36 protein-coding genes are annotated in these 24,650 nt (G+C 67.2%); 35 read left to right on the top strand and 1 reads right to left on the bottom strand.

The window, feature by feature from the left end; translation table 11 throughout:
- Positions 1 to 26: 26 nt before the first annotated feature.
- Positions 27 to 2,510 carry a YfhO family protein gene (locus ACZ4WZ_RS13295; RefSeq protein ID WP_467889158.1) on the bottom strand — a complete coding sequence of 828 codons (2,484 nt, stop codon included), beginning with the start codon at positions 2,508 to 2,510 and terminating at the stop codon, positions 27 to 29.
- A 400-nt stretch (positions 2,511 to 2,910) separates the two neighbouring features.
- Here ACZ4WZ_RS13295 and rpsL point away from each other — a divergent pair, with 400 nt between their 5' ends.
- The 35 genes from rpsL (at position 2,911) to ACZ4WZ_RS13120 (ending at position 24,535) form a co-directional block, all read left to right on the top strand.
- The gene (rpsL, locus tag ACZ4WZ_RS13290; protein ID WP_007265893.1) at positions 2,911 to 3,282 is read left to right on the top strand and encodes a 30S ribosomal protein S12; all 372 of its coding nucleotides are present in this window, start codon (positions 2,911 to 2,913) and stop codon (positions 3,280 to 3,282) included.
- 2 nt (positions 3,283 to 3,284) lie between these two features.
- Positions 3,285 to 3,755 carry a 30S ribosomal protein S7 gene (gene rpsG, locus ACZ4WZ_RS13285; RefSeq protein WP_007265894.1) on the top strand — a complete coding sequence of 157 codons (471 nt, stop codon included), beginning with the start codon at positions 3,285 to 3,287 and terminating at the stop codon, positions 3,753 to 3,755.
- A 39-nt stretch (positions 3,756 to 3,794) separates the two neighbouring features.
- Positions 3,795 to 5,927: an elongation factor G gene (gene fusA, locus ACZ4WZ_RS13280; protein WP_467889156.1), complete on the top strand. Its 2,133-nt coding sequence runs from the start codon at positions 3,795 to 3,797 to the stop codon at positions 5,925 to 5,927.
- A 150-nt stretch (positions 5,928 to 6,077) separates the two neighbouring features.
- Positions 6,078 to 7,271 (top strand): elongation factor Tu, encoded by a 1,194-nt coding sequence (tuf, locus tag ACZ4WZ_RS13275; RefSeq protein ID WP_125603751.1) that lies wholly within the window; start codon positions 6,078 to 6,080, stop codon positions 7,269 to 7,271.
- 127 nt (positions 7,272 to 7,398) lie between these two features.
- Entirely contained in the window at positions 7,399 to 7,845 is a 447-nt protein-coding gene (locus tag ACZ4WZ_RS13270) for a hypothetical protein (RefSeq protein WP_467889153.1), read from the top strand.
- Positions 7,846 to 8,017: 172 nt separating this feature from the next.
- On the top strand, positions 8,018 to 8,347 hold the full coding sequence (locus ACZ4WZ_RS13265; RefSeq protein ID WP_467889151.1) for a hypothetical protein: 330 nt from the start codon (positions 8,018 to 8,020) through the stop codon (positions 8,345 to 8,347).
- 650 nt (positions 8,348 to 8,997) lie between these two features.
- Positions 8,998 to 9,306, top strand: coding sequence for a 30S ribosomal protein S10 (gene rpsJ, locus ACZ4WZ_RS13260; RefSeq protein WP_003948644.1), 309 nt, complete (start codon positions 8,998 to 9,000; stop codon positions 9,304 to 9,306).
- 14 nt (positions 9,307 to 9,320) lie between these two features.
- Entirely contained in the window at positions 9,321 to 9,965 is a 645-nt protein-coding gene (gene rplC / locus ACZ4WZ_RS13255; protein ID WP_125594709.1) for a 50S ribosomal protein L3, read from the top strand.
- A gap of 4 nt (positions 9,966 to 9,969) precedes the next feature.
- Positions 9,970 to 10,620 carry a 50S ribosomal protein L4 gene (rplD, locus tag ACZ4WZ_RS13250; RefSeq protein ID WP_467889147.1) on the top strand — a complete coding sequence of 217 codons (651 nt, stop codon included), beginning with the start codon at positions 9,970 to 9,972 and terminating at the stop codon, positions 10,618 to 10,620.
- Positions 10,620 to 10,943: a 50S ribosomal protein L23 gene (gene rplW, locus ACZ4WZ_RS13245; protein ID WP_007265901.1), complete on the top strand. Its 324-nt coding sequence runs from the start codon at positions 10,620 to 10,622 to the stop codon at positions 10,941 to 10,943. Before rplD ends, rplW begins: the two co-directional genes overlap by 1 nt.
- Before the next feature lie 39 nt (positions 10,944 to 10,982).
- Positions 10,983 to 11,819 (top strand): 50S ribosomal protein L2, encoded by an 837-nt coding sequence (gene rplB, locus ACZ4WZ_RS13240; protein ID WP_125822122.1) that lies wholly within the window; start codon positions 10,983 to 10,985, stop codon positions 11,817 to 11,819.
- Between the two features lie 12 nt (positions 11,820 to 11,831).
- Entirely contained in the window at positions 11,832 to 12,113 is a 282-nt protein-coding gene (gene rpsS / locus ACZ4WZ_RS13235; protein ID WP_007265903.1) for a 30S ribosomal protein S19, read from the top strand.
- A gap of 42 nt (positions 12,114 to 12,155) precedes the next feature.
- Positions 12,156 to 12,503 carry a 50S ribosomal protein L22 gene (rplV, locus tag ACZ4WZ_RS13230; RefSeq protein WP_007265904.1) on the top strand — a complete coding sequence of 116 codons (348 nt, stop codon included), beginning with the start codon at positions 12,156 to 12,158 and terminating at the stop codon, positions 12,501 to 12,503.
- Positions 12,503 to 13,342: a 30S ribosomal protein S3 gene (gene rpsC, locus ACZ4WZ_RS13225; RefSeq protein WP_007265905.1), complete on the top strand. Its 840-nt coding sequence runs from the start codon at positions 12,503 to 12,505 to the stop codon at positions 13,340 to 13,342. Before rplV ends, rpsC begins: the two co-directional genes overlap by 1 nt.
- A gap of 5 nt (positions 13,343 to 13,347) precedes the next feature.
- Positions 13,348 to 13,767: a 50S ribosomal protein L16 gene (gene rplP / locus ACZ4WZ_RS13220; protein ID WP_007265906.1), complete on the top strand. Its 420-nt coding sequence runs from the start codon at positions 13,348 to 13,350 to the stop codon at positions 13,765 to 13,767.
- Positions 13,767 to 13,991, top strand: coding sequence for a 50S ribosomal protein L29 (gene rpmC, locus ACZ4WZ_RS13215; RefSeq protein ID WP_007265907.1), 225 nt, complete (start codon positions 13,767 to 13,769; stop codon positions 13,989 to 13,991). The genes rplP and rpmC overlap by 1 nt, the downstream gene beginning before the upstream one ends.
- On the top strand, positions 13,988 to 14,269 hold the full coding sequence (rpsQ, locus tag ACZ4WZ_RS13210; protein WP_007265908.1) for a 30S ribosomal protein S17: 282 nt from the start codon (positions 13,988 to 13,990) through the stop codon (positions 14,267 to 14,269). Before rpmC ends, rpsQ begins: the two co-directional genes overlap by 4 nt.
- A gap of 98 nt (positions 14,270 to 14,367) precedes the next feature.
- The gene (gene rplN / locus ACZ4WZ_RS13205) at positions 14,368 to 14,736 is read left to right on the top strand and encodes a 50S ribosomal protein L14 (protein WP_003956455.1); all 369 of its coding nucleotides are present in this window, start codon (positions 14,368 to 14,370) and stop codon (positions 14,734 to 14,736) included.
- A 2-nt stretch (positions 14,737 to 14,738) separates the two neighbouring features.
- Entirely contained in the window at positions 14,739 to 15,050 is a 312-nt protein-coding gene (gene rplX, locus ACZ4WZ_RS13200; RefSeq protein ID WP_388934833.1) for a 50S ribosomal protein L24, read from the top strand.
- The gene (gene rplE, locus ACZ4WZ_RS13195; RefSeq protein WP_030298216.1) at positions 15,050 to 15,601 is read left to right on the top strand and encodes a 50S ribosomal protein L5; all 552 of its coding nucleotides are present in this window, start codon (positions 15,050 to 15,052) and stop codon (positions 15,599 to 15,601) included. Before rplX ends, rplE begins: the two co-directional genes overlap by 1 nt.
- A gap of 5 nt (positions 15,602 to 15,606) precedes the next feature.
- Entirely contained in the window at positions 15,607 to 15,792 is a 186-nt protein-coding gene (locus ACZ4WZ_RS13190; protein WP_003956452.1) for a type Z 30S ribosomal protein S14, read from the top strand.
- A 224-nt stretch (positions 15,793 to 16,016) separates the two neighbouring features.
- The gene (gene rpsH, locus ACZ4WZ_RS13185; RefSeq protein WP_007265911.1) at positions 16,017 to 16,415 is read left to right on the top strand and encodes a 30S ribosomal protein S8; all 399 of its coding nucleotides are present in this window, start codon (positions 16,017 to 16,019) and stop codon (positions 16,413 to 16,415) included.
- Between the two features lie 20 nt (positions 16,416 to 16,435).
- A complete protein-coding gene (gene rplF / locus ACZ4WZ_RS13180; RefSeq protein ID WP_467889139.1) occupies positions 16,436 to 16,975 on the top strand; it encodes a 50S ribosomal protein L6 in 540 nt (179 codons plus the stop codon).
- A 2-nt stretch (positions 16,976 to 16,977) separates the two neighbouring features.
- Positions 16,978 to 17,361: a 50S ribosomal protein L18 gene (rplR, locus tag ACZ4WZ_RS13175; protein ID WP_356851287.1), complete on the top strand. Its 384-nt coding sequence runs from the start codon at positions 16,978 to 16,980 to the stop codon at positions 17,359 to 17,361.
- A 45-nt stretch (positions 17,362 to 17,406) separates the two neighbouring features.
- Positions 17,407 to 18,009 (top strand): 30S ribosomal protein S5, encoded by a 603-nt coding sequence (rpsE, locus tag ACZ4WZ_RS13170; protein WP_467889137.1) that lies wholly within the window; start codon positions 17,407 to 17,409, stop codon positions 18,007 to 18,009.
- Positions 18,009 to 18,191 carry a 50S ribosomal protein L30 gene (gene rpmD, locus ACZ4WZ_RS13165; protein WP_005313525.1) on the top strand — a complete coding sequence of 61 codons (183 nt, stop codon included), beginning with the start codon at positions 18,009 to 18,011 and terminating at the stop codon, positions 18,189 to 18,191. Before rpsE ends, rpmD begins: the two co-directional genes overlap by 1 nt.
- Entirely contained in the window at positions 18,191 to 18,646 is a 456-nt protein-coding gene (gene rplO, locus ACZ4WZ_RS13160) for a 50S ribosomal protein L15 (RefSeq protein WP_427708471.1), read from the top strand. Before rpmD ends, rplO begins: the two co-directional genes overlap by 1 nt.
- 186 nt (positions 18,647 to 18,832) lie before the next feature.
- Positions 18,833 to 20,146 (top strand): preprotein translocase subunit SecY, encoded by a 1,314-nt coding sequence (gene secY, locus ACZ4WZ_RS13155; RefSeq protein ID WP_388934825.1) that lies wholly within the window; start codon positions 18,833 to 18,835, stop codon positions 20,144 to 20,146.
- Entirely contained in the window at positions 20,146 to 20,793 is a 648-nt protein-coding gene (locus ACZ4WZ_RS13150; RefSeq protein WP_467889134.1) for an adenylate kinase, read from the top strand. The genes secY and ACZ4WZ_RS13150 overlap by 1 nt, the downstream gene beginning before the upstream one ends.
- 102 nt (positions 20,794 to 20,895) lie before the next feature.
- Positions 20,896 to 21,747, top strand: coding sequence for a type I methionyl aminopeptidase (gene map / locus ACZ4WZ_RS13145; RefSeq protein ID WP_467889131.1), 852 nt, complete (start codon positions 20,896 to 20,898; stop codon positions 21,745 to 21,747).
- Positions 21,748 to 21,917: 170 nt separating this feature from the next.
- Positions 21,918 to 22,139: a translation initiation factor IF-1 gene (gene infA / locus ACZ4WZ_RS13140; RefSeq protein WP_003956442.1), complete on the top strand. Its 222-nt coding sequence runs from the start codon at positions 21,918 to 21,920 to the stop codon at positions 22,137 to 22,139.
- A gap of 73 nt (positions 22,140 to 22,212) precedes the next feature.
- Positions 22,213 to 22,326, top strand: a complete 114-nt coding sequence (gene rpmJ, locus ACZ4WZ_RS13135) for a 50S ribosomal protein L36 (RefSeq protein ID WP_003956441.1) — start codon at positions 22,213 to 22,215, stop codon at positions 22,324 to 22,326.
- A 198-nt stretch (positions 22,327 to 22,524) separates the two neighbouring features.
- Positions 22,525 to 22,905 (top strand): 30S ribosomal protein S13, encoded by a 381-nt coding sequence (gene rpsM / locus ACZ4WZ_RS13130; protein ID WP_007265919.1) that lies wholly within the window; start codon positions 22,525 to 22,527, stop codon positions 22,903 to 22,905.
- Positions 22,906 to 22,959: 54 nt separating this feature from the next.
- Positions 22,960 to 23,364, top strand: a complete 405-nt coding sequence (gene rpsK / locus ACZ4WZ_RS13125) for a 30S ribosomal protein S11 (protein ID WP_003956432.1) — start codon at positions 22,960 to 22,962, stop codon at positions 23,362 to 23,364.
- Positions 23,365 to 23,512: 148 nt separating this feature from the next.
- A complete protein-coding gene (locus ACZ4WZ_RS13120) occupies positions 23,513 to 24,535 on the top strand; it encodes a DNA-directed RNA polymerase subunit alpha (protein WP_007265920.1) in 1,023 nt (340 codons plus the stop codon).
- Positions 24,536 to 24,650: the final 115 nt, after the last annotated feature.

Below are 24,650 nucleotides of genomic sequence, written 5' to 3'. Positions count from 1 at the left end.
GGCCACCGGGGGCGCGCGGCGGCGGATTAGGGGATTTCGCGGCGGCGGCGGAGGTGGGTGGCCGTGGTGACCGAGGTGAGGGTGAGGAGGGCCAGGGTTGCCGCCGTCAGGCCCGGGGTGAGGCCCTTCGGGGTGAAGGTGCAGGAGAGGTGGCGGGTGCCCGGGGTGACCGGGAGGGCCAGCAGGCCGTGGAAGTCGCGGACCGGGGCCGAGCACTGCCAGCCGGGGACGTTCGTGACGGCGAGGACCGCGGTGCCGGTGGCGTTCGCGGGGAGGGTGGCTTCCAGGGTGTGGCCGCCGACCTCCACCGCGGTGGCGCCCGTGGTGGTGAGGTGGCCGACCGCCGAGGCCAGGGCCGCGCGGTTCAGGCAGCCGATCGGGTGGGCGCCGGCGTCGGCGTTCTCCGTGCGGGTCTCCACCGTCGCGGTGACCGTTCCCGAGGCCGGGACGGGGCCCAGGGGGACGACGCCGGTCATGCGGTCCTCCAGGGGGCGGGCGGAGGCGGGGGTGCGCAGGGTGCCGTACAGGGCGGGGGAGTACCAGTAGGCCTCGGAGCCGGGCGTGCACCGGGCGGCGTAGGTCTGGGTGGTGGCGGTGCCGCCGCGGGTGACCGGGGGGACCTCGTAGACGGTGGCGCCCAGGACGGTCTCCTGGTGGGCGTAGACCGAGCCGGCCGGGTTGGGGGAGGTGTACGGGGCCGTGCGGAGCGTCACCAGGGGCGGGGCGGGGGACCTCGTCGCCGTCCAGCTGCCCGGTTCCTTCCCCGGACGGACCCGGGCGCCGATCGAGAAGATCGCGTCGAGCACCGGGTTGTCGGCGCCGAAGAAGGTCCGGCCGTCGTTCTTGAAGCCGTAGCCGAGCGGCTCCAGGGCCCGGTACGTGACCTCCGGGAGGTAGCTGCTGTAGTACTGCGGTCCCTCCGCCCGCAGGGCGAGGGCGTCGTTGTACGAGGTCTGCGGCGCGCCCGAGTCCGTCCGGTAGGCGGGCCAGCCGTCCACGCCCTGGACGGCTTCGAAGTGGTTCGTGATCGAACGGTTCGAGGTGGCCGTCGGGTGCGCCCAGCGTTCGCGGGAGCGGCGGGCGTCGGCGTTGGCCGCCGCGACCGTCGATTCGGCGAAGACCACGCCGATCATCAGGACGGCCGCGAGCGGGACCAGGGCGCGGCGCTTCGCGCCCAGGGCCAGCAGGATGAGGGCCAGCAGCGAGGCGGCGCCGCCGCCCAGGACGGCCGGCCAGGTCCAGCCGCCGAAGTCGTCGGTGCGGCGCAGCACGAAGGCGGCCAGCACGAGAAGGGCCGCCGGCAGGGCGAGGTGGAGGGGGCGCGGACGGTGGGCCAGGGCCAGCCAGGCCAGGATGACGACCATCCCGCTGAACACGAAGGCCTCGCGGTACGGGTTGCCGTTCGGCACCGCCAGGCCGTGCCAGACGTACTGCGTCGGCGGGAACTGGAAGGAGACCAGGACCAGCAGGGTGGCCGCCGCCCACACCAGGCGGGTGCGCGCCGCGATGCGGGTGTTGAGCAGGAAGCTGCCCGCCAGGATCAGCCCCAGGGAGGCCACGTACAGGCGCGGGCGGCCGCCCCACAGGTGGGTGGCCGGGAGCATGCCCGAGAGGAAGACCTCGATCCGGACGGGGTCGAAGGCGCCGGCCCTGGTGGGCTGCGCCGCCCCGCTGGACAGGAACGACGGCAGGAGGAGGGGGAGCGTCAGGAGGATGCCCACCGTGGCCGCGGAGGCCGCCCGCCCCAGGGCGCGCAGCCGCTGGGCGCCGGTCAGGTCCAGGGTGATCAGGCGGATGCCGAGCAGGACGCAGGCGGCCATCGTGGCCATCATCGCCGTGTAGAAGTTCCCGAACCAGGCCAGCGCGACCAGCAGCGCCACCCCCGGCCAGCGGCGCCCCTCCAGGCACCACTCGACGGCGATGCCGAGGAGCGGGAGGGCCACCAGGCCCCACAGCCACATGGGGATGTACGAGGCGTCGCTCAACGCCCACCCGCACAGCCCGTACGTGGCTCCGAGCACCCCGCGCTGCCACCACGGACCGGGGTGCAGCTTGCCGAGGTAGACGGCCATCACGGCCGCGGCGGTGCCCATGGTGACGGGGGTGATCACGAAGACGGCGAGGTCGACGTGCTCGCGCGGGACCAGTACGGCCAGCCAGGAGAACGGATTGCCGAGGTAGGTGTAGTAGTCGGACAGGAACTGCTGTCCGAAGCCTCCCCGCCAGGTGAACAGCACGTCGCCGGCGGCCTGGCCGTGGACCAGGTCCCACAGGGCGCGGTGGAAGGGCACGTACTGGTTGGCCTGGTCGTTGATGGCCCGGCCGCGGTCGCCGAAGGGGAAGGAGCCCCGCGCCACCCAGGCGGCGCAGAAGGCGCCCGAGGTGATGAGGAAGGCCAGCAGGGGCCCGTACAGCCGCGGGAGCGCGGCGCGCCGCCGTGACGAGGGGGGTCGGCCGCCGTCAGGGGGCGGGATTTCCGCCGTCGCCGGCTCCGGTGTGACCGTCCCCAATGTCCTGCTCCTGGCGCTCGTACGTTTTGGACTGACTCGCGGGATTCGGTGGGCAGTGTAGTTCGCCCTCCCTACCACGCCGGTCCGCGTTCCGCGCGGCCACCCCGGCCCGGGGCGCTCCCGCCCGTGCGGCGCCTGACCTGTGCGCTCGTCGCGGCGGGGGCCGGGAGGCTCATGTTTTGACCGGAGTGGATGCGGTAGGTACGCTCAGACCTTGTGCCTGGGGTGTGCCTGGGCTCCCGTGCGTGTCCATCAACCGCACGAGAGCGTCGACGGCCACCGCGATCCATGCGTCTTTCCGCCTTGCGGAGGGGTCCGCCGGATCCGACACACCCGACCGCGTGGGTCGGCAAAGTTCCAGGTTAGCTTCACTACACGGCACACAGAAACCGGAGAAGTAGTGCCTACGATCCAGCAGCTGGTCCGTAAGGGCCGGCAGGACAAGGTCGAGAAGACAAAGACCCCCGCGCTCGAGGCTTCGCCCCAGCGTCGTGGCGTCTGCACGCGTGTGTTCACGACCACCCCGAAGAAGCCGAACTCGGCGCTCCGTAAGGTCGCGCGTGTGCGTCTGACCTCCGGCATCGAGGTCACCGCTTACATTCCGGGTGAGGGACACAACCTGCAGGAGCACTCGATCGTGCTCGTGCGTGGTGGCCGTGTGAAGGACCTGCCGGGTGTTCGTTACAAGATCATCCGCGGTGCGCTTGACACCCAGGCTGTCAAGAACCGCAAGCAGGCCCGCAGCCGCTACGGCGCCAAGAAGGAGAAGTAAGAATGCCTCGTAAGGGCCCCGCCCCGAAGCGCCCGGTCATCATCGACCCGGTCTACGCATCTCCTCTGGTGACCTCGCTCATCAACAAGATCCTGCTGAACGGCAAGCGCTCCACCGCCGAGCGCATCGTCTACGGCGCCATGGAAGGCCTCCGCGAGAAGACCGGCAACGACCCGGTCATCACGCTGAAGCGCGCGCTGGAGAACGTCAAGCCGTCCCTCGAGGTCAAGTCCCGCCGTGTCGGTGGCGCGACCTACCAGGTCCCCGTCGAGGTCAAGCCGGGTCGCCAGTCGACCCTGGCCCTCCGCTGGCTCGTGGGTTACTCCCGCGCCCGTCGCGAGAAGACCATGACCGAGCGCCTCATGAACGAGCTGCTCGACGCCTCCAACGGTCTTGGCGCTGCTGTCAAGAAGCGCGAGGACACGCACAAGATGGCCGAGTCCAACAAGGCCTTCGCGCACTACCGCTGGTAGTCCCAACCCACATCGAGACCGAGAGAAGACTGAGCCGATATGGCTACCACTTCGCTTGACCTGGCCAAGGTGCGCAACATCGGCATCATGGCCCACATCGACGCGGGCAAGACGACCACCACCGAGCGCATCCTGTTCTACACCGGTGTGTCTTACAAGATCGGTGAAGTCCACGACGGCGCTGCCACGATGGACTGGATGGAGCAGGAGCAGGAGCGCGGCATCACGATCACGTCCGCCGCGACGACCTGCCACTGGCCGCTCGAGGACGTCGACCACACCATCAACATCATCGACACCCCGGGTCACGTTGACTTCACGGTCGAGGTGGAGCGTTCGCTCCGCGTCCTCGACGGTGCCGTCACCGTGTTCGACGGTGTCGCCGGTGTGGAGCCGCAGTCCGAGACCGTTTGGCGTCAGGCGGACCGCTACGGCGTCCCGCGCATCTGCTTCGTCAACAAGCTCGACCGTACCGGCGCCGAGTTCATGCGCTGCGTCGACATGATCAAGGACCGCCTCGGTGCGGTTCCGATCGTCATGCAGCTCCCGATCGGTGCCGAGGCGGACTTCAAGGGCGTCGTCGACCTCGTCCGCATGAAGGCGCTCGTGTGGTCCGCCGAGGCCACCAAGGGCGAGATGTACGACGTCGTCGACATCCCGGCCACGCACACCGAGCTGGCCGAGGAGTGGCGCGCCACCCTCGTCGAGCAGGTCGCCGAGAACGACGAAGAGATGATGGAGCTCTTCCTCGAGGGCACCGAGCCCACCGAGGAGCAGCTGCACGCCGCCGTGCGTCGCATCATCCTCGGCTCCGGCAAGGGCAAGGGCGAGCCCACGATCACCGCGGTGTTCTGCGGTACGGCGTTCAAGAACAAGGGCGTTCAGCCCCTGCTCGACGCCGTCGTGCGCTACCTCCCGTCGCCGCTGGACATCGAGGCCATCGAGGGTCACGACGTCCGTGACGCCGAGGTCGTCGTGAAGCGCAAGCCGTCCGACGAGGAGCCCCTCGCCGCGCTCGCGTTCAAGATCATGAGCGACCCGCACCTCGGCAAGCTCACCTTCGTCCGGGTTTACTCGGGCCGCCTGGAGGCCGGCACCGCGGTGCTGAACTCCGTCAAGGGCAAGAAGGAGCGCATCGGCAAGATCTACCGCATGCACGCGAACAAGCGCGAGGAGATCGAGTCGGTGGGCGCCGGTGACATCGTCGCCGTCATGGGCCTGAAGCAGACCACCACCGGTGAGACGCTGTGCGACGACAAGCAGCCCGTGATCCTGGAGTCCATGGACTTCCCGGCTCCGGTCATCCAGGTCGCCATCGAGCCCAAGTCCAAGGGCGACCAGGAGAAGCTGGGTGTCGCCATCCAGCGTCTCGCGGAAGAGGACCCCTCGTTCCACGTCCACTCGGACGAGGAGACGGGCCAGACCATCCTCGGCGGTATGGGCGAGCTGCACCTCGAGGTGCTGGTCGACCGTATGAAGCGCGAGTTCAAGGTCGAGGCCAACGTCGGCAAGCCGCAGGTCGCGTACCGTGAGACGATCCGCAAGGCCGTCGAGCGTCACGACTACACCCACAAGAAGCAGACCGGTGGTACCGGTCAGTTCGCGAAGGTGCAGATCGCGATCGAGCCGATCACGGACGCCGATGGTCCGGCGTACGAGTTCGTCAACAAGGTCACCGGTGGCCGCGTGCCGAAGGAGTACATCCCTTCGGTCGACGCCGGTGCGCAGGAGGCCATGCAGTTCGGCATCCTGGCCGGCTACGAGATGACGGGCGTCCGCGTCACGCTTCTCGACGGTGGCTACCACGAGGTCGACTCCTCCGAGCTCGCCTTCAAGATCGCCGGTTCGCAGGCCTTCAAGGAGGCCGCGCGCAAGGCTTCTCCCGTGCTCCTCGAGCCGATGATGGCCGTCGAGGTCACCACGCCGGAGGAGTCCATGGGCGACGTCATCGGTGACATCAACTCCCGCCGTGGCCAGATCCAGGCCATGGAGGACCGTCACGGAGCCAAGATCGTCAAGGGCCTCGTGCCGCTTTCGGAGATGTTCGGCTACGTCGGAGACCTCCGCAGCAAGACCTCGGGTCGCGCCAGCTACTCGATGCAGTTCGACTCCTACGCCGAGGTTCCCCGGAACGTCGCCGAGGAGATCATCGCGAAGGCCAAGGGCGAGTAACTCTTCCGAGTACACGCTTTAGGCTTGTCACCGGAGCCTCTGGGGCAACAGGAGCAAATCTCCCGTTGCCCCGGGGAACCCGGCTTCCCAGCAAAGATCACCTGGCGCCGATCTGTAAGGCGTACAGAACCACTCTCCAGGAGGACCCCCGTGGCGAAGGCGAAGTTCGAGCGGACTAAGCCGCACGTCAACATCGGCACCATCGGTCACATTGACCACGGTAAGACGACCCTCACGGCCGCCATTACCAAGGTGCTGCACGACGCGTACCCGGACCTGAACGAGGCCTCGGCCTTCGACCAGATCGACAAGGCTCCTGAGGAGCGCCAGCGCGGTATCACCATCTCCATCGCGCACGTCGAGTACCAGACCGAGGCGCGTCACTACGCCCACGTCGACTGCCCGGGTCACGCGGACTACATCAAGAACATGATCACCGGTGCCGCGCAGATGGACGGTGCCATCCTCGTGGTCGCCGCCACCGACGGCCCGATGCCGCAGACCAAGGAGCACGTGCTCCTGGCCCGCCAGGTCGGCGTTCCCTACATCGTCGTCGCCCTGAACAAGGCCGACATGGTGGACGACGAGGAGATCCTGGAGCTCGTCGAGCTCGAGGTCCGTGAGCTGCTCTCCGAGTACGACTTCCCGGGCGACGACCTGCCGGTCGTCCAGGTCTCCGCGCTGAAGGCGCTCGAGGGCGACAAGGAGTGGGGCGAGAAGCTCCTCGGCCTCATGAAGGCCGTCGACGAGTCGATCCCGACCCCGCCGCGTGACACCGACAAGCCGTTCCTCATGCCCGTCGAGGACGTCTTCACGATCACCGGTCGTGGCACCGTCGTCACCGGTCGTATCGAGCGTGGTGTCCTGAAGGTCAACGAGACCGTCGACATCATCGGCATCAAGACCGAGAAGACCACCACCACGGTCACCGGCATCGAGATGTTCCGCAAGCTGCTCGACGAGGGCCAGGCCGGCGAGAACGTCGGTCTGCTCCTCCGTGGCATCAAGCGCGAGGACGTCGAGCGCGGCCAGGTCATCATCAAGCCCGGTTCGGTCACGCCGCACACCGAGTTCGAGGCCGCCGCGTACATCCTGTCGAAGGACGAGGGTGGCCGTCACACCCCGTTCTTCAACAACTACCGCCCGCAGTTCTACTTCCGTACCACGGACGTGACCGGCGTCGTTACCCTCCCCGAGGGCACCGAGATGGTCATGCCGGGCGACAACACCGACATGTCCGTCCAGCTGATCCAGCCGGTCGCCATGGAGGAGGGCCTGAAGTTCGCCATCCGTGAGGGTGGTCGTACCGTGGGCGCCGGCCAGGTCACCAAGATCACGAAGTAATTCGTGCTCTGACCTGGTAGCTCGCTGCAGCGGGCACCATGTTCGACGTGAGGGCCCCTTTCCCACCGCTCCGGCGGCGGGGGAGGGGCCCTTCGTCGTGCCCCGGGGCGGGGGCCCGTACGGAGCCGTGAGAGGCTCCGGCACGCGGGAGGGCGCGGGCGCGCCGAAGGAGCCGTCGGCGCGGGCGCGGATGGTCACCGAGCGTCTGCGGCGCGAGGACGAGGAACGGGCCCGGGCCGCCGTGCGGCGCGGGCCGTTCGGGCGCGGGAGCGCGCCGGTGCCGCACGAACCGCCGGGCTGGCGCACCGGGCCCGCCCGCCAGGAGACGAACCGGCGCCGGCGGGGCCTGAAGGCCGCCGCGGCGATCGTGGGCATCGCGGCGCTGGCGCTGGTCGTCCTGCGTCCCGAGCCGCTCATCGACCGCCTGACGGGCGAGGCCGCGGCCCGCGACGCCACCCGCGCGGCCGGACCGCTGCCCGCGGAGTCCGTACGCCCGACGGCGGCCCCGGGGGCCGTCCCCCCGGGCCGCCCCACGCTCAAGGAGCCCTTCCGCGGCTCGCCGGCCCTGCGGTGAGCCGACGGCGCGGCCGGTATCGAGACCCCGGAGCCCGCTGCCGTCGGCGGCATGTCGAAGCAGCAGGTCGCCGACGCGCTGGCCATGACCAAGCAGCTGCTGATCGCGTCGAACCTGGACCCCGCCACCCTGGAGCGAACGGCCCCAGGCGGCGCTGGACCTGCTGGACCCCGTGCAGAGCGACGGCAAGGGCCTCATCGAGACCGCCCTGGCCGCCCCCTCGAGGGACGCGGACCCGCTGTGGCTGTTCAGCCGGTTCCACCCGGCGGAGGTCAGGGTGCACGGCGACGTGGTCAAGACGCGCGGCCGGATGAGCTTCGACAGCGGCCGGGACGGCGAGGTGAAGGTGCACGCCGACCACACCTTCGCCTACCCCGTGGTCCGGGCGGAGCCGGGCTCGGACGAGGTGGCCCGCACGGTGGTGCGGCGCACGCTGACCGTGGCCCTCTCCGACCCCCGCAAGGTGGTCTCGACCCCGGGCAGGCTCCAGGTCCTGGAGTAGTTGGAGAGCGCCGGCAACGACGACTGCTCGCGGGACGGCACCGGCTTTCTGCACCCCCGGTTCGACAGCGAGCTCGCGGCGGGCGGGCCGGGTCCGTCAGGGTCGGTCGTCGACCCCTACGACCGGAGTGCGCCCATGGGCGGGCCGGCGGGGGAGTGCATGGCGGCGCGGCATCCCGCTCCTGACCTGGGAGGAACCCCCGGGAAAACGCGTGCCGCGGTTTGACGTGTTCGCGCAGCGGGGTATTCTCTTCGGCCCGATTGGCCAGGTACGTGCCTCGTATGGCAGACTACTCAAGTTGCTCGGTTGAGTGCCGATGCTGTGCGCCTCCCGCCGGGAGGACCGGAAGCGAGTCCCACAGTACTCGTCGTCCTTAATCTGCCTTTCGGGGCAGCAATGAGGGCGGACGTACGGGAATCTTCTGGGAAGTGTCAGCACGGTGCCCACCAGGCACTCGGCGGGTGTCTTTCCCCCGATGCGCGGTCCAGGGACCGCACCCCCTTGGACGAGGGAATTTCCGTATGGGAATTTTCTGTAGAGGGAGTGCGACACGCCCGACCGCGTGGGTCGGAGGAAAGGCTGCGGGAGTTGCTCCTGCGGCCCACCGGGAGCCAGAGCGTTCCACACACAGACAGGACTACGGAGTAGCCATGGCGGGACAGAAGATCCGCATCCGGCTCAAGGCCTACGACCACGAGGTCATCGACTCCTCGGCGAAGAAGATCGTCGAGACGGTGACGCGCACTGGTGCGTCGGTCGCGGGCCCGGTGCCGCTGCCCACTGAGAAGAACGTGTACTGCGTCATCAAGTCGCCGCACAAGTACAAGGACTCGCGCGAGCACTTCGAGATGCGCACGCACAAGCGCCTGATCGACATCCTCGACCCGACGCCCAAGACCGTTGACTCGCTGATGCGCCTGGACCTTCCGGCCGGCGTTGACATCGAGATCAAGCTCTGAGAGGCGTCGAGAAGATGGCAAAGCAGATCAAGGGCGTCCTGGGCGAGAAGCTCGGCATGACCCAGGTCTGGGACGAGAACAACCGTGTCGTCCCGGTGACCGTCGTCAAGGCCGGACCCTGCGTCGTGACCCAGGTCCGTACGAACGACACCGACGGCTACGAGTCGGTCCAGATCGCCTTCGGCGAGATCGACCCGCGCAAGGTGAACAAGCCCCTCAAGGGCCACTTCGCCAAGGCCGACGTGACCCCCCGCCGCCACCTGGTGGAGCTCCGCACCTCCGACGCCAGCGAGTACACGCTCGGCCAGGAGATCACCGCTGAGATCTTCGAGTCCGGCGTCAAGGTTGACGTCACGGGCAACAGCAAGGGCAAGGGCTTCGCCGGTGTCATGAAGCGGCACAACTTCCGGGGCCTCGGCGCCGGTCACGGTGTGCAGCGCAAGCACCGCTCCCCCGGTTCGATCGGTGGCTGCGCCACCCCTGGGCGTGTCTTCAAGGGCATGCGCATGGCCGGTCGCATGGGTAACGAGCGCGTCACCACCCAGAACCTGACCATCCACGCGGTTGACGCGGAGAAGGGTCTGCTCCTCATCAAGGGCGCGGTCCCCGGTCCGAACGGCGGCCTCGTCCTGGTCCGTACCGCGGCCAAGGGGGCTTGAGGTAATGAGCACCATTGACATCCTTTCGCCGGCAGGCGACAAGGCCGGTACCGTCGAGCTCCCCTCGGAGATCTTCGACGCGAAGACCAGCGTTCCGCTGATCCACCAGGTCGTCGTCGCCCAGCTGGCAGCTGCCCGTCAGGGCACGCACAAGACCAAGACCCGTGGCGAAGTCCGTGGTGGTGGCAAGAAGCCTTACCGCCAGAAGGGCACCGGCCGCGCCCGTCAGGGTTCGACCCGCGCTCCGCAGTTCGCCGGCGGTGGCGTCGTCCACGGCCCGCAGCCGCGTGACTACTCGCAGCGGACCCCCAAGAAGATGAAGGCCGCCGCCCTCCGCGGTGCCCTCTCGGACCGTGCGCGTCACTCCCGCATCCACGTCGTCACCGGCGTGGTCGAGGGTGCCGCCTCCACGAAGGCCGCCAAGACGCTGTTCGGCAAGATCTCGGAGCGCAAGAACCTGCTCCTGGTCGCCGAGCGCTCTGACGAGCTGGCGTGGCTGTCCGCCCGCAACCTGCCCCAGGTTCACATCCTGGAGCCGGGCCAGCTGAACACGTACGACGTGATCGTCTCTGACGACGTGGTCTTCACCCAGGCCGCGCTCGAGTCCTTCGTGTCTGGCCCCAAGGCCGATGAGACCGAAGGGAACGAGGCCTGATGTCTGAGGCGACCGTTACCAGCAAGACCTTCACCGACCCGCGCGACCTGCTGATCAAGCCGGTCGTCTCGGAGAAGAGCTACGCGCTGCTGGACGAGAACAAGTACACGTTCATCGTCGCGCCCGGCGCCAACAAGACCCAGATCAAGCAGGCCGTCGAGGCGGTCTTCTCGGTCAAGGTCACCGGGGTCAACACGATCAACCGTCAGGGTAAGCGCAAGCGCACCAAGACCGGTTTCGGCAAGCGCGCCAACACCAAGCGCGCCATCGTGACCCTTGCCGAGGGCAACCGTATCGACATCTTCGGCGGCCAGGCCTCCTAACGGAGGTCTAGTCGTCCGGAATCGGACGAGGACTGAGAAATGGGTATCCGCAAGTACAAGCCGACGACCCCGGGCCGTCGTGGCTCCAGCGTCGCCGACTTTGTCGAGATCACGCGGTCCACGCCGGAGAAGTCGCTGGTTCGCCCTCTGCACAGCAAGGGCGGCCGTAACAACACCGGCCGGATCACCGTTCGCCACCAGGGTGGCGGACACAAGCGCGCCTACCGTGTGATCGACTTCCGTCGTCACGACAAGGACGGCGTGCCGGCCAAGGTCGCGCACATCGAGTACGACCCCAACCGCACCGCGCGCATCGCGCTGCTGCACTACGCCGACGGCGAGAAGCGCTACATCATCGCGCCGCGCGGTCTGCAGCAGGGTGACCGGATCGAGAACGGCCCCACGGCCGACATCAAGCCCGGTAACAACCTCGCGCTCCGCAACATCCCGGTCGGTACCACGATCCACGCGATCGAGCTCCGTCCCGGTGGCGGCGCGAAGTTCGCCCGCTCCGCCGGCGCCTCCGTGCAGCTGCTCGCGAAGGAGGGCGTCATGGCCCACCTCCGCATGCCGTCGGGCGAGATCCGTCTCGTCGACGCGCGCTGCCGCGCCACGGTCGGCGAGGTCGGCAACGCCGAGCAGTCGAACATCAACTGGGGCAAGGCCGGCCGCATGCGCTGGAAGGGCGTCCGCCCGACCGTCCGCGGTGTCGCGATGAACCCGGTTGACCACCCGCACGGTGGTGGTGAGGGCAAGACCAGCGGTGGTCGCCACCCGGTCTCCCCGTGGGGTCAGAAGGAGGGTCGTACTCGCTCGCCGAAGAAGGCTTCGAGCAAGTACATCGTCCGCCGCCGCAAGACGAACAAGAAGCGCTAGGAGCGGGTTTAGATGCCGCGCAGTCTCAAGAAGGGGCCCTTCGTCGACGACCACCTCGTAAAGAAGGTGGACGCCCAGAACGAAGCCGGCACCAAGAACGTCATCAAGACCTGGTCCCGTCGCTCGATGATCATCCCCAGCATGCTGGGTCACACGATCGCGGTGCACAACGGCAAGACCCACGTCCCGGTGTTCGTCACCGAGTCGATGGTCGGCCACAAGCTCGGCGAGTTCTCGCCGACTCGCACCTTCCGCGGCCACGTCAAGGACGACCGGAAGTCGAAGCGCCGCTAACGCGGGGTGGTTACGACTATGACTAACACCGAAGGGACAACCATGGAAGCCAGGGCCCAGGCGCGGTACATCCGCGTCACGCCCATGAAGGCCCGCCGAGTGGTGGACCTCATCCGTGGCATGGATGCCACGGAGGCTCAGGCGGTCCTGCGTTTCGCCCCGCAGGCCGCGAGCGTGCCCGTCGGCAAGGTGCTGGACAGCGCCATTGCCAACGCCGCACACAACTACAACCACCCGGACGCCTCCACGCTGGTCATCAGCGAGGCGTACGTGGACGAGGGCCCGACCCTGAAGCGGTTCCGTCCGCGTGCCCAGGGCCGTGCCTACCGGATCCGCAAGCGGACCAGCCACATCACCGTGGTCGTCAGCAGCAAGGAAGGTTCCCGGTAATGGGCCAGAAGGTAAACCCGCACGGGTTCCGACTCGGCATCACCACGGACTTCAAGTCGCGTTGGTACGCCGACAAGCTGTACAAGGACTACGTCAAGGAAGACGTCGCCATCCGTCGGATGATGACGTCCGGCATGGAGCGCGCCGGCATCTCGAAGGTTGAGATCGAGCGCACCCGTGACCGCGTGCGTGTGGACATCCACACCGCCCGTCCCGGCATCGTCATCGGCCGCCGTGGCGCCGAGGCCGACCGCATCCGCGGTGACCTCGAGAAGCTCACGGGCAAGCAGGTCCAGCTGAACATCCTCGAGGTCAAGAACCCCGAGCTCGACGCTCAGCTCGTTGCCCAGGCCGTTGCCGAGCAGCTCTCCTCCCGCGTCTCCTTCCGTCGTGCCATGCGCAAGAGCATGCAGGGCACGATGAAGGCCGGCGCCAAGGGCATCAAGATCCAGTGCGGTGGCCGTCTCGGCGGCGCCGAGATGTCCCGCTCCGAGTTCTACCGCGAGGGTCGTGTGCCGCTGCACACGCTGCGCGCGAACGTGGACTACGGCTTCTTCGAGGCCAAGACCACCTTCGGCCGTATCGGCGTGAAGGTCTGGATCTACAAGGGCGACGTCAAGAACATCGCCGAGGTTCGCGCCGAGAACGCTGCGGCCCGTGCGGGTAACCGCCCGGCCCGTGGCGCCGGCGCTGGCGACCGTCCCGCCGGCCGTGGTGGCCGTGGTGGCGAGCGCGGCGGCCGTGGTGGCCGCAAGCCGCAGCAGGCTGCTGGTGCCGAGGCCCCCAAGGCCGACGCTCCCGCCGCCGCTCCGGCCGAGAGCACCGGAACGGAGGCCTGACCGACATGCTGATCCCTCGTAGGGTCAAGCACCGCAAGCAGCACCACCCGAAGCGCAGCGGTATGGCCAAGGGCGGTACTGAGGTCTCGTTCGGCGAGTACGGCATCCAGGCGCTCACCCCCGCCTACGTGACGAACCGCCAGATCGAGGCGGCTCGTATCGCGATGACCCGCCACATCAAGCGTGGCGGCAAGGTCTGGATCAACATCTACCCGGACCGCCCGCTGACGAAGAAGCCTGCCGAGACCCGCATGGGTTCCGGTAAGGGTTCCCCCGAGTGGTGGATCGCGAACGTGCACCCGGGCCGGGTCATGTTCGAGCTGTCCTACCCGAACGAAAAGATTGCGCGTGAGGCTCTGACTCGTGCGGCCCACAAGCTGCCGATGAAGTGCCGGATCGTCAAGCGCGAGGCAGGTGAGTCGTGATGGCGACGGGAACCAAGGCGTCCGAGCTCCGCGAGCTCGGCAACGAGGAGCTCGTTGCCAAGCTGCGCGAGGCCAAGGAGGAGCTGTTCAAGCTCCGTTTCCAGGCGGCCACCGGCCAGCTGGAGAACAACGGCCGGCTCAAGTCCGTCCGTAAGGACATCGCTCGCATCTACACCCTGATGCACGAGCGTGAGCTCGGTATCGAGACGGTGGAGAACGCATGAGCGAGAACAACGTGACTGAGAAGACCGAGCGCGGTTTCCGCAAGACCCGTGAGGGTCTGGTCGTCAGCGACAAGATGGACAAGACCGTCGTCGTCGCCGTCGAGGACCGTGTGAAGCACGCGCTGTACGGCAAGGTCATCCGCCGTACGAACAAGCTCAAGGCGCACGACGAGCAGAACGCTGCCGGCGTCGGCGACCGCGTCCTCATCATGGAGACGCGTCCGCTGTCGGCGACCAAGCGCTGGCGCATCGTCGAGATCCTCGAGAAGGCCAAGTAATTGCTTGAAGGGGTAACCCTTCAGGTTCGTTCCGCCAGGCTCGGCCGGGGCTTCGATGAAGCCCCGGCCGGGAACCGGCAGACAAACAGGAGATAGACGTGATCCAGCAGGAGTCGCGACTGCGTGTCGCCGACAACACTGGTGCCAAGGAGATCCTTTGCATCCGTGTTCTCGGTGGCTCCGGTCGCCGCTACGCGGGCATCGGTGACGTCATCGTCGCCACCGTCAAGGATGCGATCCCCGGTGGCAACGTGAAGAAGGGTGACGTCGTCAAGGCGGTCATCGTTCGCACCGTCAAGGAGCGCCGCCGCCAGGACGGCTCGTACATCCGCTTCGACGAGAACGCCGCCGTCATTCTGAAGAACGACGGCGACCCTCGCGGCACCCGTATCTTCGGCCCCGTCGGCCGTGAGCTGCGCGAGAAGAAGTTCATGAAGATCATCTCGCTCGCGCCGGAGGTGCTGTAAGCATGAAGATCAAGAAGGGCGACCTGGTCCAGGTCATCACCGGTAAGGACAAGGGCAAGCAGGGCAAGGTCATCGCGGCCATGCCCAGCGAGAACCGCGTCCTGGTCGAGGGTGTCAACCGGGTCAAGAAGCACACCAAGGCCGGCCAGAACCAGGCCGGTGGCATCGTGATCACCGAGGCCCCGGTCCACGTCAGCAACGTTCAGCTGGTTGTGGAGAAGGACGGCAAGAAGGTCGTCACCCGCGTCGGTTTCCGCTTCGACGACGAGGGCAACAAGATCCGCGTTGCCAAGCGCACGGGCGAGGACATCTGATGGCTACCACTCCGCGTCTGAAGACGAAGTACCGCGAGGACATCGCGGGCAAGCTGCGTGAGGAGTTCTCCTACGAGAACGTCATGCAGATCCCCGGCCTCGTCAAGATCGTCGTGAACATGGGTGTCGGTGACGCCGCCCGTGACTCGAAGCTGATCGACGGTGCCATCCGCGACCTGACGACGATCACCGGTCAGAAGCCGGCCGTCACGAAGGCCCGCAAGTCCATCGCGCAGTTCAAGCTGCGTGAGGGTCAGCCGATCGGCTGCCACGTCACCCTCCGTGGTGACCGCATGTGGGAGTTCCTGGACCGTACGCTGTCGCTCGCGCTGCCGCGTATCCGTGACTTCCGTGGTCTGTCGCCGAAGCAGTTCGACGGCCGTGGCAACTACACCTTCGGTCTCACGGAGCAGGTCATGTTCCACGAGATCGACCAGGACAAGATCGACCGTACCCGGGGTATGGACATCACCGTGGTCACCACGGCGACCAACGACGACGAGGGCCGTGCCCTCCTTCGTCACCTCGGCTTCCCCTTCAAGGAGGCGTAAGCGAGATGGCGAAGAAGGCTCTCATCGCGAAGGCTGCCCGCAAGCCCAAGTTCGGTGTGCGTGCGTACACCCGCTGCCAGCGCTGCGGTCGCCCCCACTCCGTGTACCGCAAGTTCGGCCTGTGCCGCGTCTGCCTTCGTGAGATGGCTCACCGTGGCGAGCTGCCGGGCGTGACCAAGAGCTCCTGGTAATTCCCTCCCGTCCGTAAGGACTTGGGGAAGTTCCAGAGACTCTCGGTAAGCATCTGGTCGGCGGATGCCCGGCCGCGCATGCCTTAGGCTTGTGTGGTTGGGCGTCCGCCGCCCATAACGACTTACTACGCCGTAGGTCCCCGCACCGCACCCGTCCCGCCTCTGAGCGGGGAGAGGGATGGCGCATACAGGAAACCCCGGCGAGAGAGGCCGAAGGCCACTTCATGACCATGACTGACCCGATCGCAGACATGCTCACGCGTCTGCGTAACGCTAACTCGGCGTACCACGACACCGTCGTGATGCCGCACAGCAAGATCAAGTCGCACATCGCGGAGATCCTCAAGCAGGAGGGTTTCATCACCGGCTGGAAGGTCGAGGACGCCGAGGTCGGCAAGAACCTCGTCCTCGAGCTGAAGTTCGGGCCGAACCGTGAGCGCTCCATCGCGGGCATCAAGCGGATCTCGAAGCCCGGTCTGCGCGTGTACGCGAAGTCCACCAACCTGCCGAAGGTCCTGGGCGGCCTGGGCGTGGCGATCATCTCCACGTCGCACGGTCTCCTGACCGGCCAGCAGGCAGGCAAGAAGGGCGTAGGTGGGGAAGTCCTCGCCTACGTCTGGTAGTCGGGAACGGAGGAAAAGCAATGTCGCGAATCGGCAAGCTCCCCATCCAGGTTCCCGCCGGTGTGGACGTCACCATCGATGGCCGCACGGTTGCGGTGAAGGGCCCCAAGGGTCTGCTCACGCACACCGTCGCCGCGCCGATCGAGATCGTCAAGGGTGAGGACGGCGTTCTGAACGTCACCCGTCCGAACGACGAGCGTCAGAACAAGGCCCTGCACGGCCTGTCCCGCACGCTGGTGGCGAACATGATCACCGGTGTGACCCAGGGTTACGTCAAGGCTCTCGAGATCAGCGGTGTCGGTTACCGCGTCGCCGCGAAGGGCTCCGACCTGGAGTTCCAGCTCGGTTACAGCCACCCGATCCTGATCGAGGCGCCCGACGGCATCTCGTTCAAGGTCGAGTCGCCGACCAAGTTCTCGGTCGAGGGCATCGACAAGCAGAAGGTCGGCGAGGTCGCCGCCAACATCCGCAAGCTGCGGAAGCCCGACCCGTACAAGGCCAAGGGTGTCAAGTACGCCGGCGAAGTCATCCGCCGCAAGGTCGGAAAGGCTGGTAAGTAGCCATGGCATACGGTGTGAAGATCGCCAAGGGCGACGCGTACAAGCGCGCTGCCAAGGCTCGCCGCCACATCCGCATCCGCAAGAACGTCTCGGGTACGGCGGAGCGTCCGCGCCTCGTCGTGACGCGTTCGAACCGCAACATCGTTGCCCAGGTCATCGACGACCTCAAGGGTCACACCCTTGCGTCGGCGTCGACCCTGGACGCTTCGATCCGCGGTGGCGAAGGCGACAAGAGCGCCCAGGCCCAGGCTGTCGGCGCGCTCGTCGCCGAGCGTGCCAAGGCCGCGGGTGTCGAGACCGTCGTGTTCGACCGCGGTGGCAACCGATACGCCGGGCGCATTGCCGCTCTGGCTGACGCCGCCCGCGAAGCCGGGCTGAAGTTCTAAGCCCCGGTTCCGGGACTCACGGACGTAACAGAGAGAGGTAATCCAATGGCTGGACCCCAGCGCCGCGGTAGCGGTGCCGGTGGCGGCGAGCGGCGGGACCGGAAGGGTCGCGACGGTGGCGCTGCCGCCGAGAAGACCGCTTACGTTGAGCGCGTTGTCGCGATCAACCGCGTCGCCAAGGTTGTCAAGGGTGGTCGCCGCTTCAGCTTCACCGCGCTGGTCGTGGTGGGCGACGGTGACGGCACCGTAGGTGTCGGTTACGGCAAGGCCAAGGAAGTTCCCGCGGCCATCGCCAAGGGCGTCGAGGAAGCCAAGAAGAACTTCTTCAAGGTTCCCCGTATCCAGGGCACCATCCCTCACCCGATCCAGGGCGAGAAGGCTGCGGGCGTCGTCATGCTCAAGCCGGCTTCCCCGGGTACCGGCGTTATCGCCGGTGGTCCGGTGCGTGCCGTGCTGGAGTGCGCAGGCGTCCACGACATCCTGTCGAAGTCGCTCGGCTCTTCCAACGCGATCAACATCGTGCACGCGACCGTGGAGGCCCTGAAGGGCCTGCAGCGTCCCGAGGAGATCGCGGCTCGCCGTGGTCTGCCGCTCGAGGACGTCGCTCCCGCGGCTCTGCTCCGTGCGCGTGCTGGGGCGGGTGTCTGATGGCCCGCCTCAAGATCACGCAGACGAAGTCGTACATCGGCAGCAAGCAGAACCACCGCGACACGCTGCGTTCGCTCGGGCTCAAGCGCCTGAACGACGTCGTCGTCAAGGAGGACCGCCCCGAGTTCCGCGGCATGGTGCACACCGTCCGCCACCTCGTGACGGTAGAGGAGGTTGACTAATGGCTGAGACCAACCCGCTGAAGGCCCACAACCTCCGTCCCGCCCCCGGTGCCAAGACCGCGAAGACCCGTGTCGGTCGTGGTGAGGCGTCGAAGGGTAAGACGGCCGGTCGTGGTACCAAGGGCACGAAGGCCCGCTACCAGGTTCCGCAGCGCTTCGAGGGCGGGCAGATGCCCCTCCACATGCGCCTGCCGAAGCTGAAGGGCTTCAAGAACCCGTTCCGCACCGAGTTCCAGGTCGTCAACCTGGACAAGCTCGGTGCCCTCTACCCCGAGGGTGGAGAGGTCACGGTGGCCGACCTGGTCGCCAAGGGCGCGGTTCGCAAGAACAGCCTCGTCAAGGTCCTGGGCCAGGGCGAGATCTCCGTGGCGCTGACGGTTTCGGTTGACGCCGTCTCCGCCTCCGCCAAGGAGAAGATTGCCGCCGCCGGCGGCTCCGTCACCGAGCTCGTCTAAGACGAACTCTGTGACAAATAGCTAGAAACCCGACCGGGGATGCCTCACATATGGGGCATCCCCGGTCGGTCGTTCCACGGGGGGCGCAGTCGCCGGTAAGGTGGCCTGCACCTTTGCTCGTACGTATTCGTCGATCCCTCAGACCGTCACCTCTGACGCAGTAGCGCGGGGGTCGCAGGAGGCACCGTGCTCACCGCGTTCGCCCGGGCGTTCAAGACGCCCGACCTGCGCAAGAAGCTGCTCTTCACGCTCGGCATCATCGTGCTGTACAGGCTCGGGTCCCACATCCCGGTACCCGGCGTGAGCTACAAGAACGTCCAGATCTGTGTGGACCAGATGGGGAGCAGCAACAGCCTCTTCGGTCTGGTCAACATGTTCAGCGGCGGTGCGCTGCTGCAGATCACGATCTTCGCGCTCGGCATCATGCCCTACATCACGGCGAGCATCATCCTGCAGCTGCTGACCGTGGTCATCCCGAAGCTGGAGAACCTCAAAAAAGAGGGGCAGTCCGGCACCGCGAAGATCACTCAGTACACGCGCTATCTGACGGTCGCACTCGCGATCCTCCAGGGCACCGGCCTGGTCGCCACCGCGCGGACGGGTGCGCTCTTCGGCACCTGCCCGGTGGCTCGTGAGATCGTCCCCAACCACTCGATCTTCACCACGATCGTCATGGTGGTCACCATGACCGCCGGCACCTGTGTCGTCATGTGGCTCGGTGAGCTCATCACCGACCGCGGCATCGGCAACGGCATGTCCATCCTGATGTTCATCTCCATCGCGGCCGGCTTCGTCGGCTCCCTCTGGACGATCAAGCTCCAGGGCAAGATCGCTGACGGCTGGGTGGAGTTCGCCGTCGTCATCCTGGTGGGCCTCGCGATGGTGGCCCTGGTGGTCTTCGTCGAGCAGGCGCAGCGCCGGATCCCGGTCCAGTACGCGAAGCGCATGATCGGCCGCCGTGCCTACGGCGGTACGTCCACCTACATCCCGCTCAAGGTGAACCAGGCCGGTGTCATCCCGGTCATCTTCGCCTCGTCGCTGCTGTACATCCCGGCCCTGATCGTCCAGTTCAGCGGCTCGACGGCCGGCTGGGCCACCTGGATCCAGAAGCACTTCGTCAAGGGCGACCACCCGTACTACATCGCCGTCTACTTCCTCCTGATCGTCTTCTTCGCGTTCTTCTACGTGGCGATCTCGTTCAACCCCGAGGAAGTTGCCGACAACATGAAGAAGTATGGTGGGTTCATCCCGGGCATCCGCGCCGGTCGGCCTACCGCCGAGTACCTGAGCTACGTACTCAACCGGATCACTTGGCCGGGGTCGCTGTACCTGGGTCTGATCGCTCTCGTGCCGACAATGGCGTTGGCCGGCTTCGGAGCGAACCAGAACTTCCCGTTCGGCGGGACGAGCATCCTCATCATCGTGGGTGTGGGTCTGGAAACCGTGAAGCAGATCGAGAGCCAGCTCCAGCAGCGCAACTACGAAGGGTTCCTCCGCTGATGCGAATCGTCCTCGTCGGACCCCCCGGGGCGGGCAAGGGAACGCAGGCCGCGTTCCTCGCCAAGAACCTGTCGATCCCGCACATCTCCACGGGCGACCTGTTCCGCGCCAACATCAGCCAGAACACCGAGCTGGGCCGGCGCGCCAAGGCGTTCATGGACAAGGGCGACCTCGTCCCCGACGAGATCACCGTCGGCATGGCGAAGGACCGTATGCAGCAGCCGGACGCCGCGGGCGGTTTCCTGCTCGACGGCTTCCCGCGGAACGTCTCGCAGGCCGAGGCGCTCGACGCGATGCTCCGCGAAGCCGGCATGAAGCTCGACGCCGTGCTGGACCTGGAGGTAGAGGAGGACGAGGTCGTCAAGCGGATCGCCGGCCGGCGGATCTGCCGCGAGGACTCCTCGCACGTCTTCCACGTGATCTACGCGGCTCCGAAGGCCGAGGGGGTCTGCGACCACTGCGGCGGCGAGCTGTACCAGCGGGCCGACGACTCCGAGGCCACGGTCCGCAACCGGCTGGAGGTCTACCACACGCAGACCGAGCCGATCATCGACTACTACAAGGCCCAGGGCCTGCTGGTGACCATCTCCGCCCTCGGCGAGGTGCACGAGATCACCAAGCGGGCGATGGACGCCCTGAAGAAGTAGTCACTTCCGTTCGTGACCGTCAGTACGGCCGCGGTGTCCCTCGGGCATCGCGGCCGTACTGTTGAGAAGACCCGTTCTTTCGAAGGTGGAAGGTCCCCGTTCATGGTTCAGCTGAAGACCCCCGAGCAGATCGCGAAGATGCGGGAGGCAGGGCTGGTCGTCGCCGCGATCCACGCGGCGACCCGTGAGGCGGCCGTGCCGGGCTCCACGACGCGGGACCTGGACATGGTGGCCCGGAAGGTGATCGCCGACGCCGGGGCGAAGTCGAACTTCCTCGGGTACGGGGGCTTCCCCGCGACCATCTGCACCTCGGTGAACGAGGTCGTCGTGCACGGCATCCCGGACGACAAGACGGTCCTCAAGGACGGCGACGTCATCTCCATCGACGCGGGCGCGATCGTGGACGGCTGGCACGGTGACGCGGCCTACACGGCCTTCGTGGGCACCGGTCACGCGCCGGAGCTGGTCGAGCTGTCCCGGGTGACCGAGGAGTCGATGTGGGCCGGCATCGCGGCCATGAAGTCCGGCAACCGCCTGGTGGACATCTCGAAGGCGATCGAGGGTTACATCAAGCGCCAGCCGCGGCCCGCGACCGGTGAGCACAGCCTGGGCAAGTTCGGGATCATCGAGGACTACGGCGGCCACGGCATCGGCTCCGAGATGCACATGGACCCGCACCTGCTGAACTACGTCTCGCGCAAGCGCGGCAAGGGCATCAAGCTCGTCCCGGGCCTGTGCCTGGCGATCGAGCCGATGGTCTCGCTCGGCACGGCCCAGACGGAGGTCCTGGCGGACGACTGGACGGTCATCACGACGGACGGCACCTGGTCCTCGCACTGGGAGCACTCGGTCGCCCTGACGGAGGCCGGGCCGATCGTTCTGACCAGCCCGGACTGCGGCAAGGCGAAGCTGGCGGAGTACGGGGTCACCACGGCCCCCGACCCGCTGGGCTGAGCCGCTCCGGCTGCCCCGGCCCCTCGGGCCGGCCCCGGTTAATGATCTAGACTCATGGGCAAACTTTCCGGATTCGTCTTTCTCGGTGCCCTGACGTAGACTGACTCGTCGGCTCGCGTGCATTTCCATGCCTGTGAGCCGATCAAGGTAGCCGATTCGAAAGGCGAAGCGTGGCCAAGAAGCAAGGTGCCATCGAGATCGAGGGCACCGTGATCGAGTCCCTCCCGAACGCCATGTTCAAGGTGGAACTCCAGAACGGTCACAAGGTCCTCGCGCACATCAGCGGCAAGATGCGGATGCACTACATCCGCATCCTTCCCGATGACCGGGTCGTTGTGGAGCTGTCTCCGTACGACCTGACGCGTGGCCGGATCGTCTACCGATACAAGTAGATCTTGTCCTCACTCCTGCCTGGGCGTCCGTCCCGGTGCGGGTGGTGGCACTGACCCGGAGAACCTCACCAACATGAAGGTCAAGCCGAGCGTCAAGAAGATCTGCGACAAGTGCAAGGTGATCCGCCGCCACGGTCGGGTCATGGTCATCTGCGACAACCTGCGCCACAAGCAGCGCCAGGGCTGACGCACGCCGACCGACCTGCACTACGCAGTTCTTCGCGCGACGTAAGAAAACGTACATACGCAGAACCCGCCCAGCCCGGTCCAGGGCCGGCGGTACCTCCGGCGGGGGCCGGGGACCCGGACGTACCACTGCCCAGCAGGGTGGTCGGCGGTCGGGAGTGGTTCTGCGGAAGACCCCCGAACACACAGGAGCCATTGAATGGCACGCGTTTCCGGTGTTGACATCCCGCGCGAAAAGCGTGTGGAGATCGCACTCACCTACGTCTTCGGTATCGGGCGCACCCGGTCCAAGGAGATCCTCGCCTCCACCGGCGTGAACCCGAACACCCGCGTTCGTGACCTGGCCGAAGAGGACCTCGTCAAGATCCGCGAGTACGTGGACGCCAACCTCCGTACCGAGGGTGACCTCCGCCGCGAGATCCAGGGCGACATTCGCCGCAAGATCGAGATCCAGTGCTACCAGGGCATCCGCCACCGTCGTGGCCTGCCGGTGCACGGTCAGCGCACCAGCACGAACGCGCGTACCCGCAAGGGCCCGCGTCGCGCGATCGCCGGTAAGAAGAAGCCGGGCAAGAAGTAGTCCTGTTCAGCGGTCTTGCGCTGTAGGACCGACCACCTCCCGTAGGAGATTTAGATGCCCCCCAAGGGTCGTCAGGGCGCTGCCAAGAAGGTGCGCCGCAAGGAAAAGAAGAACGTCGCTCACGGGCACGCCCACATCAAGAGCACGTTCAACAACACCATCGTTTCGATCACCGACCCCTCGGGCAACGTGATCTCCTGGGCCTCCGCCGGCCACGTCGGCTTCAAGGGCTCGCGCAAGTCCACCCCCTTCGCCGCGCAGATGGCTGCCGAGTCGGCCGCCCGCCGCGCGCAGGAGCACGGCATGCGCAAGGTCGACGTCTTCGTCAAGGGTCCGGGCTCCGGCCGCGAGACCGCGATCCGCTCCCTCCAGGCCACCGGCCTCGAGGTCGGCTCGATCCAGGACGTCACCCCCACCCCGCACAACGGCTGCCGCCCGCCGAAGCGCCGCCGCGTCTGACGCAGCGGACGCACCTGTGCGTTCTTGAGTGTCCGGGCGGTACGACCCCTTCGGGGGCCGTACCGCCCGTACCCTTGCAGTAGCCGTACCTCCGGTACGGCATCCGTCGGGCGTCAAATAGTGGGCGTCCACGAATGAAGGAAAAGACATGCTTATCGCTCAGCGTCCTTCGCTGACCGAAGAGGTCGTCGACGAGTACCGCTCGCGGTTCGTGATCGAGCCGCTGGAGCCGGGCTTCGGCTACACCCTCGGCAACTCCCTGCGCCGTACCCTCCTGTCCTCCATCCCGGGTGCCGCTGTCACCAGCATCCGCGTGGACGGCGTCCTGCACGAGTTCACCACCGTGCCGGGCGTCAAGGAAGACGTCACGGACATCATCCTCAACATCAAGCAGCTGGTCGTCTCCTCGGAGCACGACGAGCCGGTCGTGATGTACCTGCGCAAGCAGGGCCCCGGCCTGGTCACCGCTGCCGACATCGCGCCCCCGGCCGGTGTGGAGGTGCACAACCCGGACCTCGTCCTCGCCACGCTCAACGGCAAGGGCAAGCTGGAGATGGAGCTGACCGTCGAGCGCGGTCGCGGCTACGTCTCCGCCGTCCAGAACAAGCAGCTGGGCCAGGAGATCGGCCGCATCCCGGTCGACTCCATCTACAGCCCGGTCCTCAAGGTCACCTACAAGGTCGAGGCGACCCGAGTCGAGCAGCGCACCGACTTCGACAAGCTGATCGTCGACGTCGAGACCAAGCAGGCCATGCGCCCGCGCGACGCCATGGCGTCCGCCGGCAAGACCCTGGTCGAGCTGTTCGGTCTGGCGCGCGAGCTCAACATCGACGCCGAGGGCATCGACATGGGCCCGTCCCCGACGGACGCCGCCCTGGCCGCCGACCTGGCGCTGCCGATCGAGGAGCTCGAGCTCACGGTCCGGTCGTACAACTGCCTCAAGCGCGAGGGCATCCACTCCGTGGGTGAGCTCGTCGCCCGCTCCGAGGCCGACCTGCTCGACATCCGCAACTTCGGTGCGAAGTCGATCGACGAGGTCAAGGCGAAGCTGGCCGGCATGGGCCTGGCCCTCAAGGACAGCCCGCCCGGATTCGACCCGACGGCCGCCGCCGACGCCTTCGGCGCCGACGACGACGCGGACGCCGGCTTCGTCGAGACCGAGCAGTACTAGAAGAGCTTGTGGGGGGGGGGGGGCCCCCCCCCCCCCCCCCCCCCCCCCCCCCACCAAAAGCCCCCCCCCCCCCCCCCCCCCCCCCCCCCCCCCCCCCCCCCCCCCCCCACCCCCC

The organism is Streptomyces sp. NPDC029122 (genome assembly GCF_055569445.1).
The sequence above is the reverse complement of the archived record's forward strand: the minus strand, read 5'-3'. Positions and strand labels throughout refer to the sequence as shown.

Bases quoted from the DNA above. Each gene is read 5' to 3' on its own strand.
- rpmD (WP_005313525.1), top strand. From the start codon at position 18,009: ATGGCCCGCCTCAAGATCACGCAGACGAAGTCGTACATCGGCAGCAAG.
- rpmC (WP_007265907.1), top strand. From the start codon at position 13,767: ATGGCGACGGGAACCAAGGCGTCCGAGCTCCGCGAGCTCGGCAACGAG.
- rplD (WP_467889147.1), top strand. From the start codon at position 9,970: ATGAGCACCATTGACATCCTTTCGCCGGCAGGCGACAAGGCCGGTACC.
- map (WP_467889131.1), top strand. From the start codon at position 20,896: ATGGTTCAGCTGAAGACCCCCGAGCAGATCGCGAAGATGCGGGAGGCA.
- rpsC (WP_007265905.1), top strand. From the start codon at position 12,503: ATGGGCCAGAAGGTAAACCCGCACGGGTTCCGACTCGGCATCACCACG.
- rplV (WP_007265904.1), top strand. From the start codon at position 12,156: ATGGAAGCCAGGGCCCAGGCGCGGTACATCCGCGTCACGCCCATGAAG.
- rpsJ (WP_003948644.1), top strand. From the start codon at position 8,998: ATGGCGGGACAGAAGATCCGCATCCGGCTCAAGGCCTACGACCACGAG.
- rpmJ (WP_003956441.1), top strand. From the start codon at position 22,213: ATGAAGGTCAAGCCGAGCGTCAAGAAGATCTGCGACAAGTGCAAGGTG.
- rplW (WP_007265901.1), top strand. From the start codon at position 10,620: ATGTCTGAGGCGACCGTTACCAGCAAGACCTTCACCGACCCGCGCGAC.
- ACZ4WZ_RS13190 (WP_003956452.1), top strand. From the start codon at position 15,607: ATGGCGAAGAAGGCTCTCATCGCGAAGGCTGCCCGCAAGCCCAAGTTC.
- rplR (WP_356851287.1), top strand. From the start codon at position 16,978: ATGGCATACGGTGTGAAGATCGCCAAGGGCGACGCGTACAAGCGCGCT.
- rpsM (WP_007265919.1), top strand. From the start codon at position 22,525: ATGGCACGCGTTTCCGGTGTTGACATCCCGCGCGAAAAGCGTGTGGAG.
- rplB (WP_125822122.1), top strand. From the start codon at position 10,983: ATGGGTATCCGCAAGTACAAGCCGACGACCCCGGGCCGTCGTGGCTCC.
- rpsG (WP_007265894.1), top strand. From the start codon at position 3,285: ATGCCTCGTAAGGGCCCCGCCCCGAAGCGCCCGGTCATCATCGACCCG.
- rplP (WP_007265906.1), top strand. From the start codon at position 13,348: ATGCTGATCCCTCGTAGGGTCAAGCACCGCAAGCAGCACCACCCGAAG.
- rpsQ (WP_007265908.1), top strand. From the start codon at position 13,988: ATGAGCGAGAACAACGTGACTGAGAAGACCGAGCGCGGTTTCCGCAAG.
- rplO (WP_427708471.1), top strand. From the start codon at position 18,191: ATGGCTGAGACCAACCCGCTGAAGGCCCACAACCTCCGTCCCGCCCCC.
- rpsE (WP_467889137.1), top strand. From the start codon at position 17,407: ATGGCTGGACCCCAGCGCCGCGGTAGCGGTGCCGGTGGCGGCGAGCGG.
- rplX (WP_388934833.1), top strand. From the start codon at position 14,739: ATGAAGATCAAGAAGGGCGACCTGGTCCAGGTCATCACCGGTAAGGAC.
- rpsH (WP_007265911.1), top strand. From the start codon at position 16,017: ATGACCATGACTGACCCGATCGCAGACATGCTCACGCGTCTGCGTAAC.
- ACZ4WZ_RS13120 (WP_007265920.1), top strand. From the start codon at position 23,513: ATGCTTATCGCTCAGCGTCCTTCGCTGACCGAAGAGGTCGTCGACGAG.
- fusA (WP_467889156.1), top strand. From the start codon at position 3,795: ATGGCTACCACTTCGCTTGACCTGGCCAAGGTGCGCAACATCGGCATC.
- rplC (WP_125594709.1), top strand. From the start codon at position 9,321: ATGGCAAAGCAGATCAAGGGCGTCCTGGGCGAGAAGCTCGGCATGACC.
- rpsK (WP_003956432.1), top strand. From the start codon at position 22,960: ATGCCCCCCAAGGGTCGTCAGGGCGCTGCCAAGAAGGTGCGCCGCAAG.
- ACZ4WZ_RS13150 (WP_467889134.1), top strand. From the start codon at position 20,146: ATGCGAATCGTCCTCGTCGGACCCCCCGGGGCGGGCAAGGGAACGCAG.
- rplE (WP_030298216.1), top strand. From the start codon at position 15,050: ATGGCTACCACTCCGCGTCTGAAGACGAAGTACCGCGAGGACATCGCG.
- rpsS (WP_007265903.1), top strand. From the start codon at position 11,832: ATGCCGCGCAGTCTCAAGAAGGGGCCCTTCGTCGACGACCACCTCGTA.
- rplF (WP_467889139.1), top strand. From the start codon at position 16,436: ATGTCGCGAATCGGCAAGCTCCCCATCCAGGTTCCCGCCGGTGTGGAC.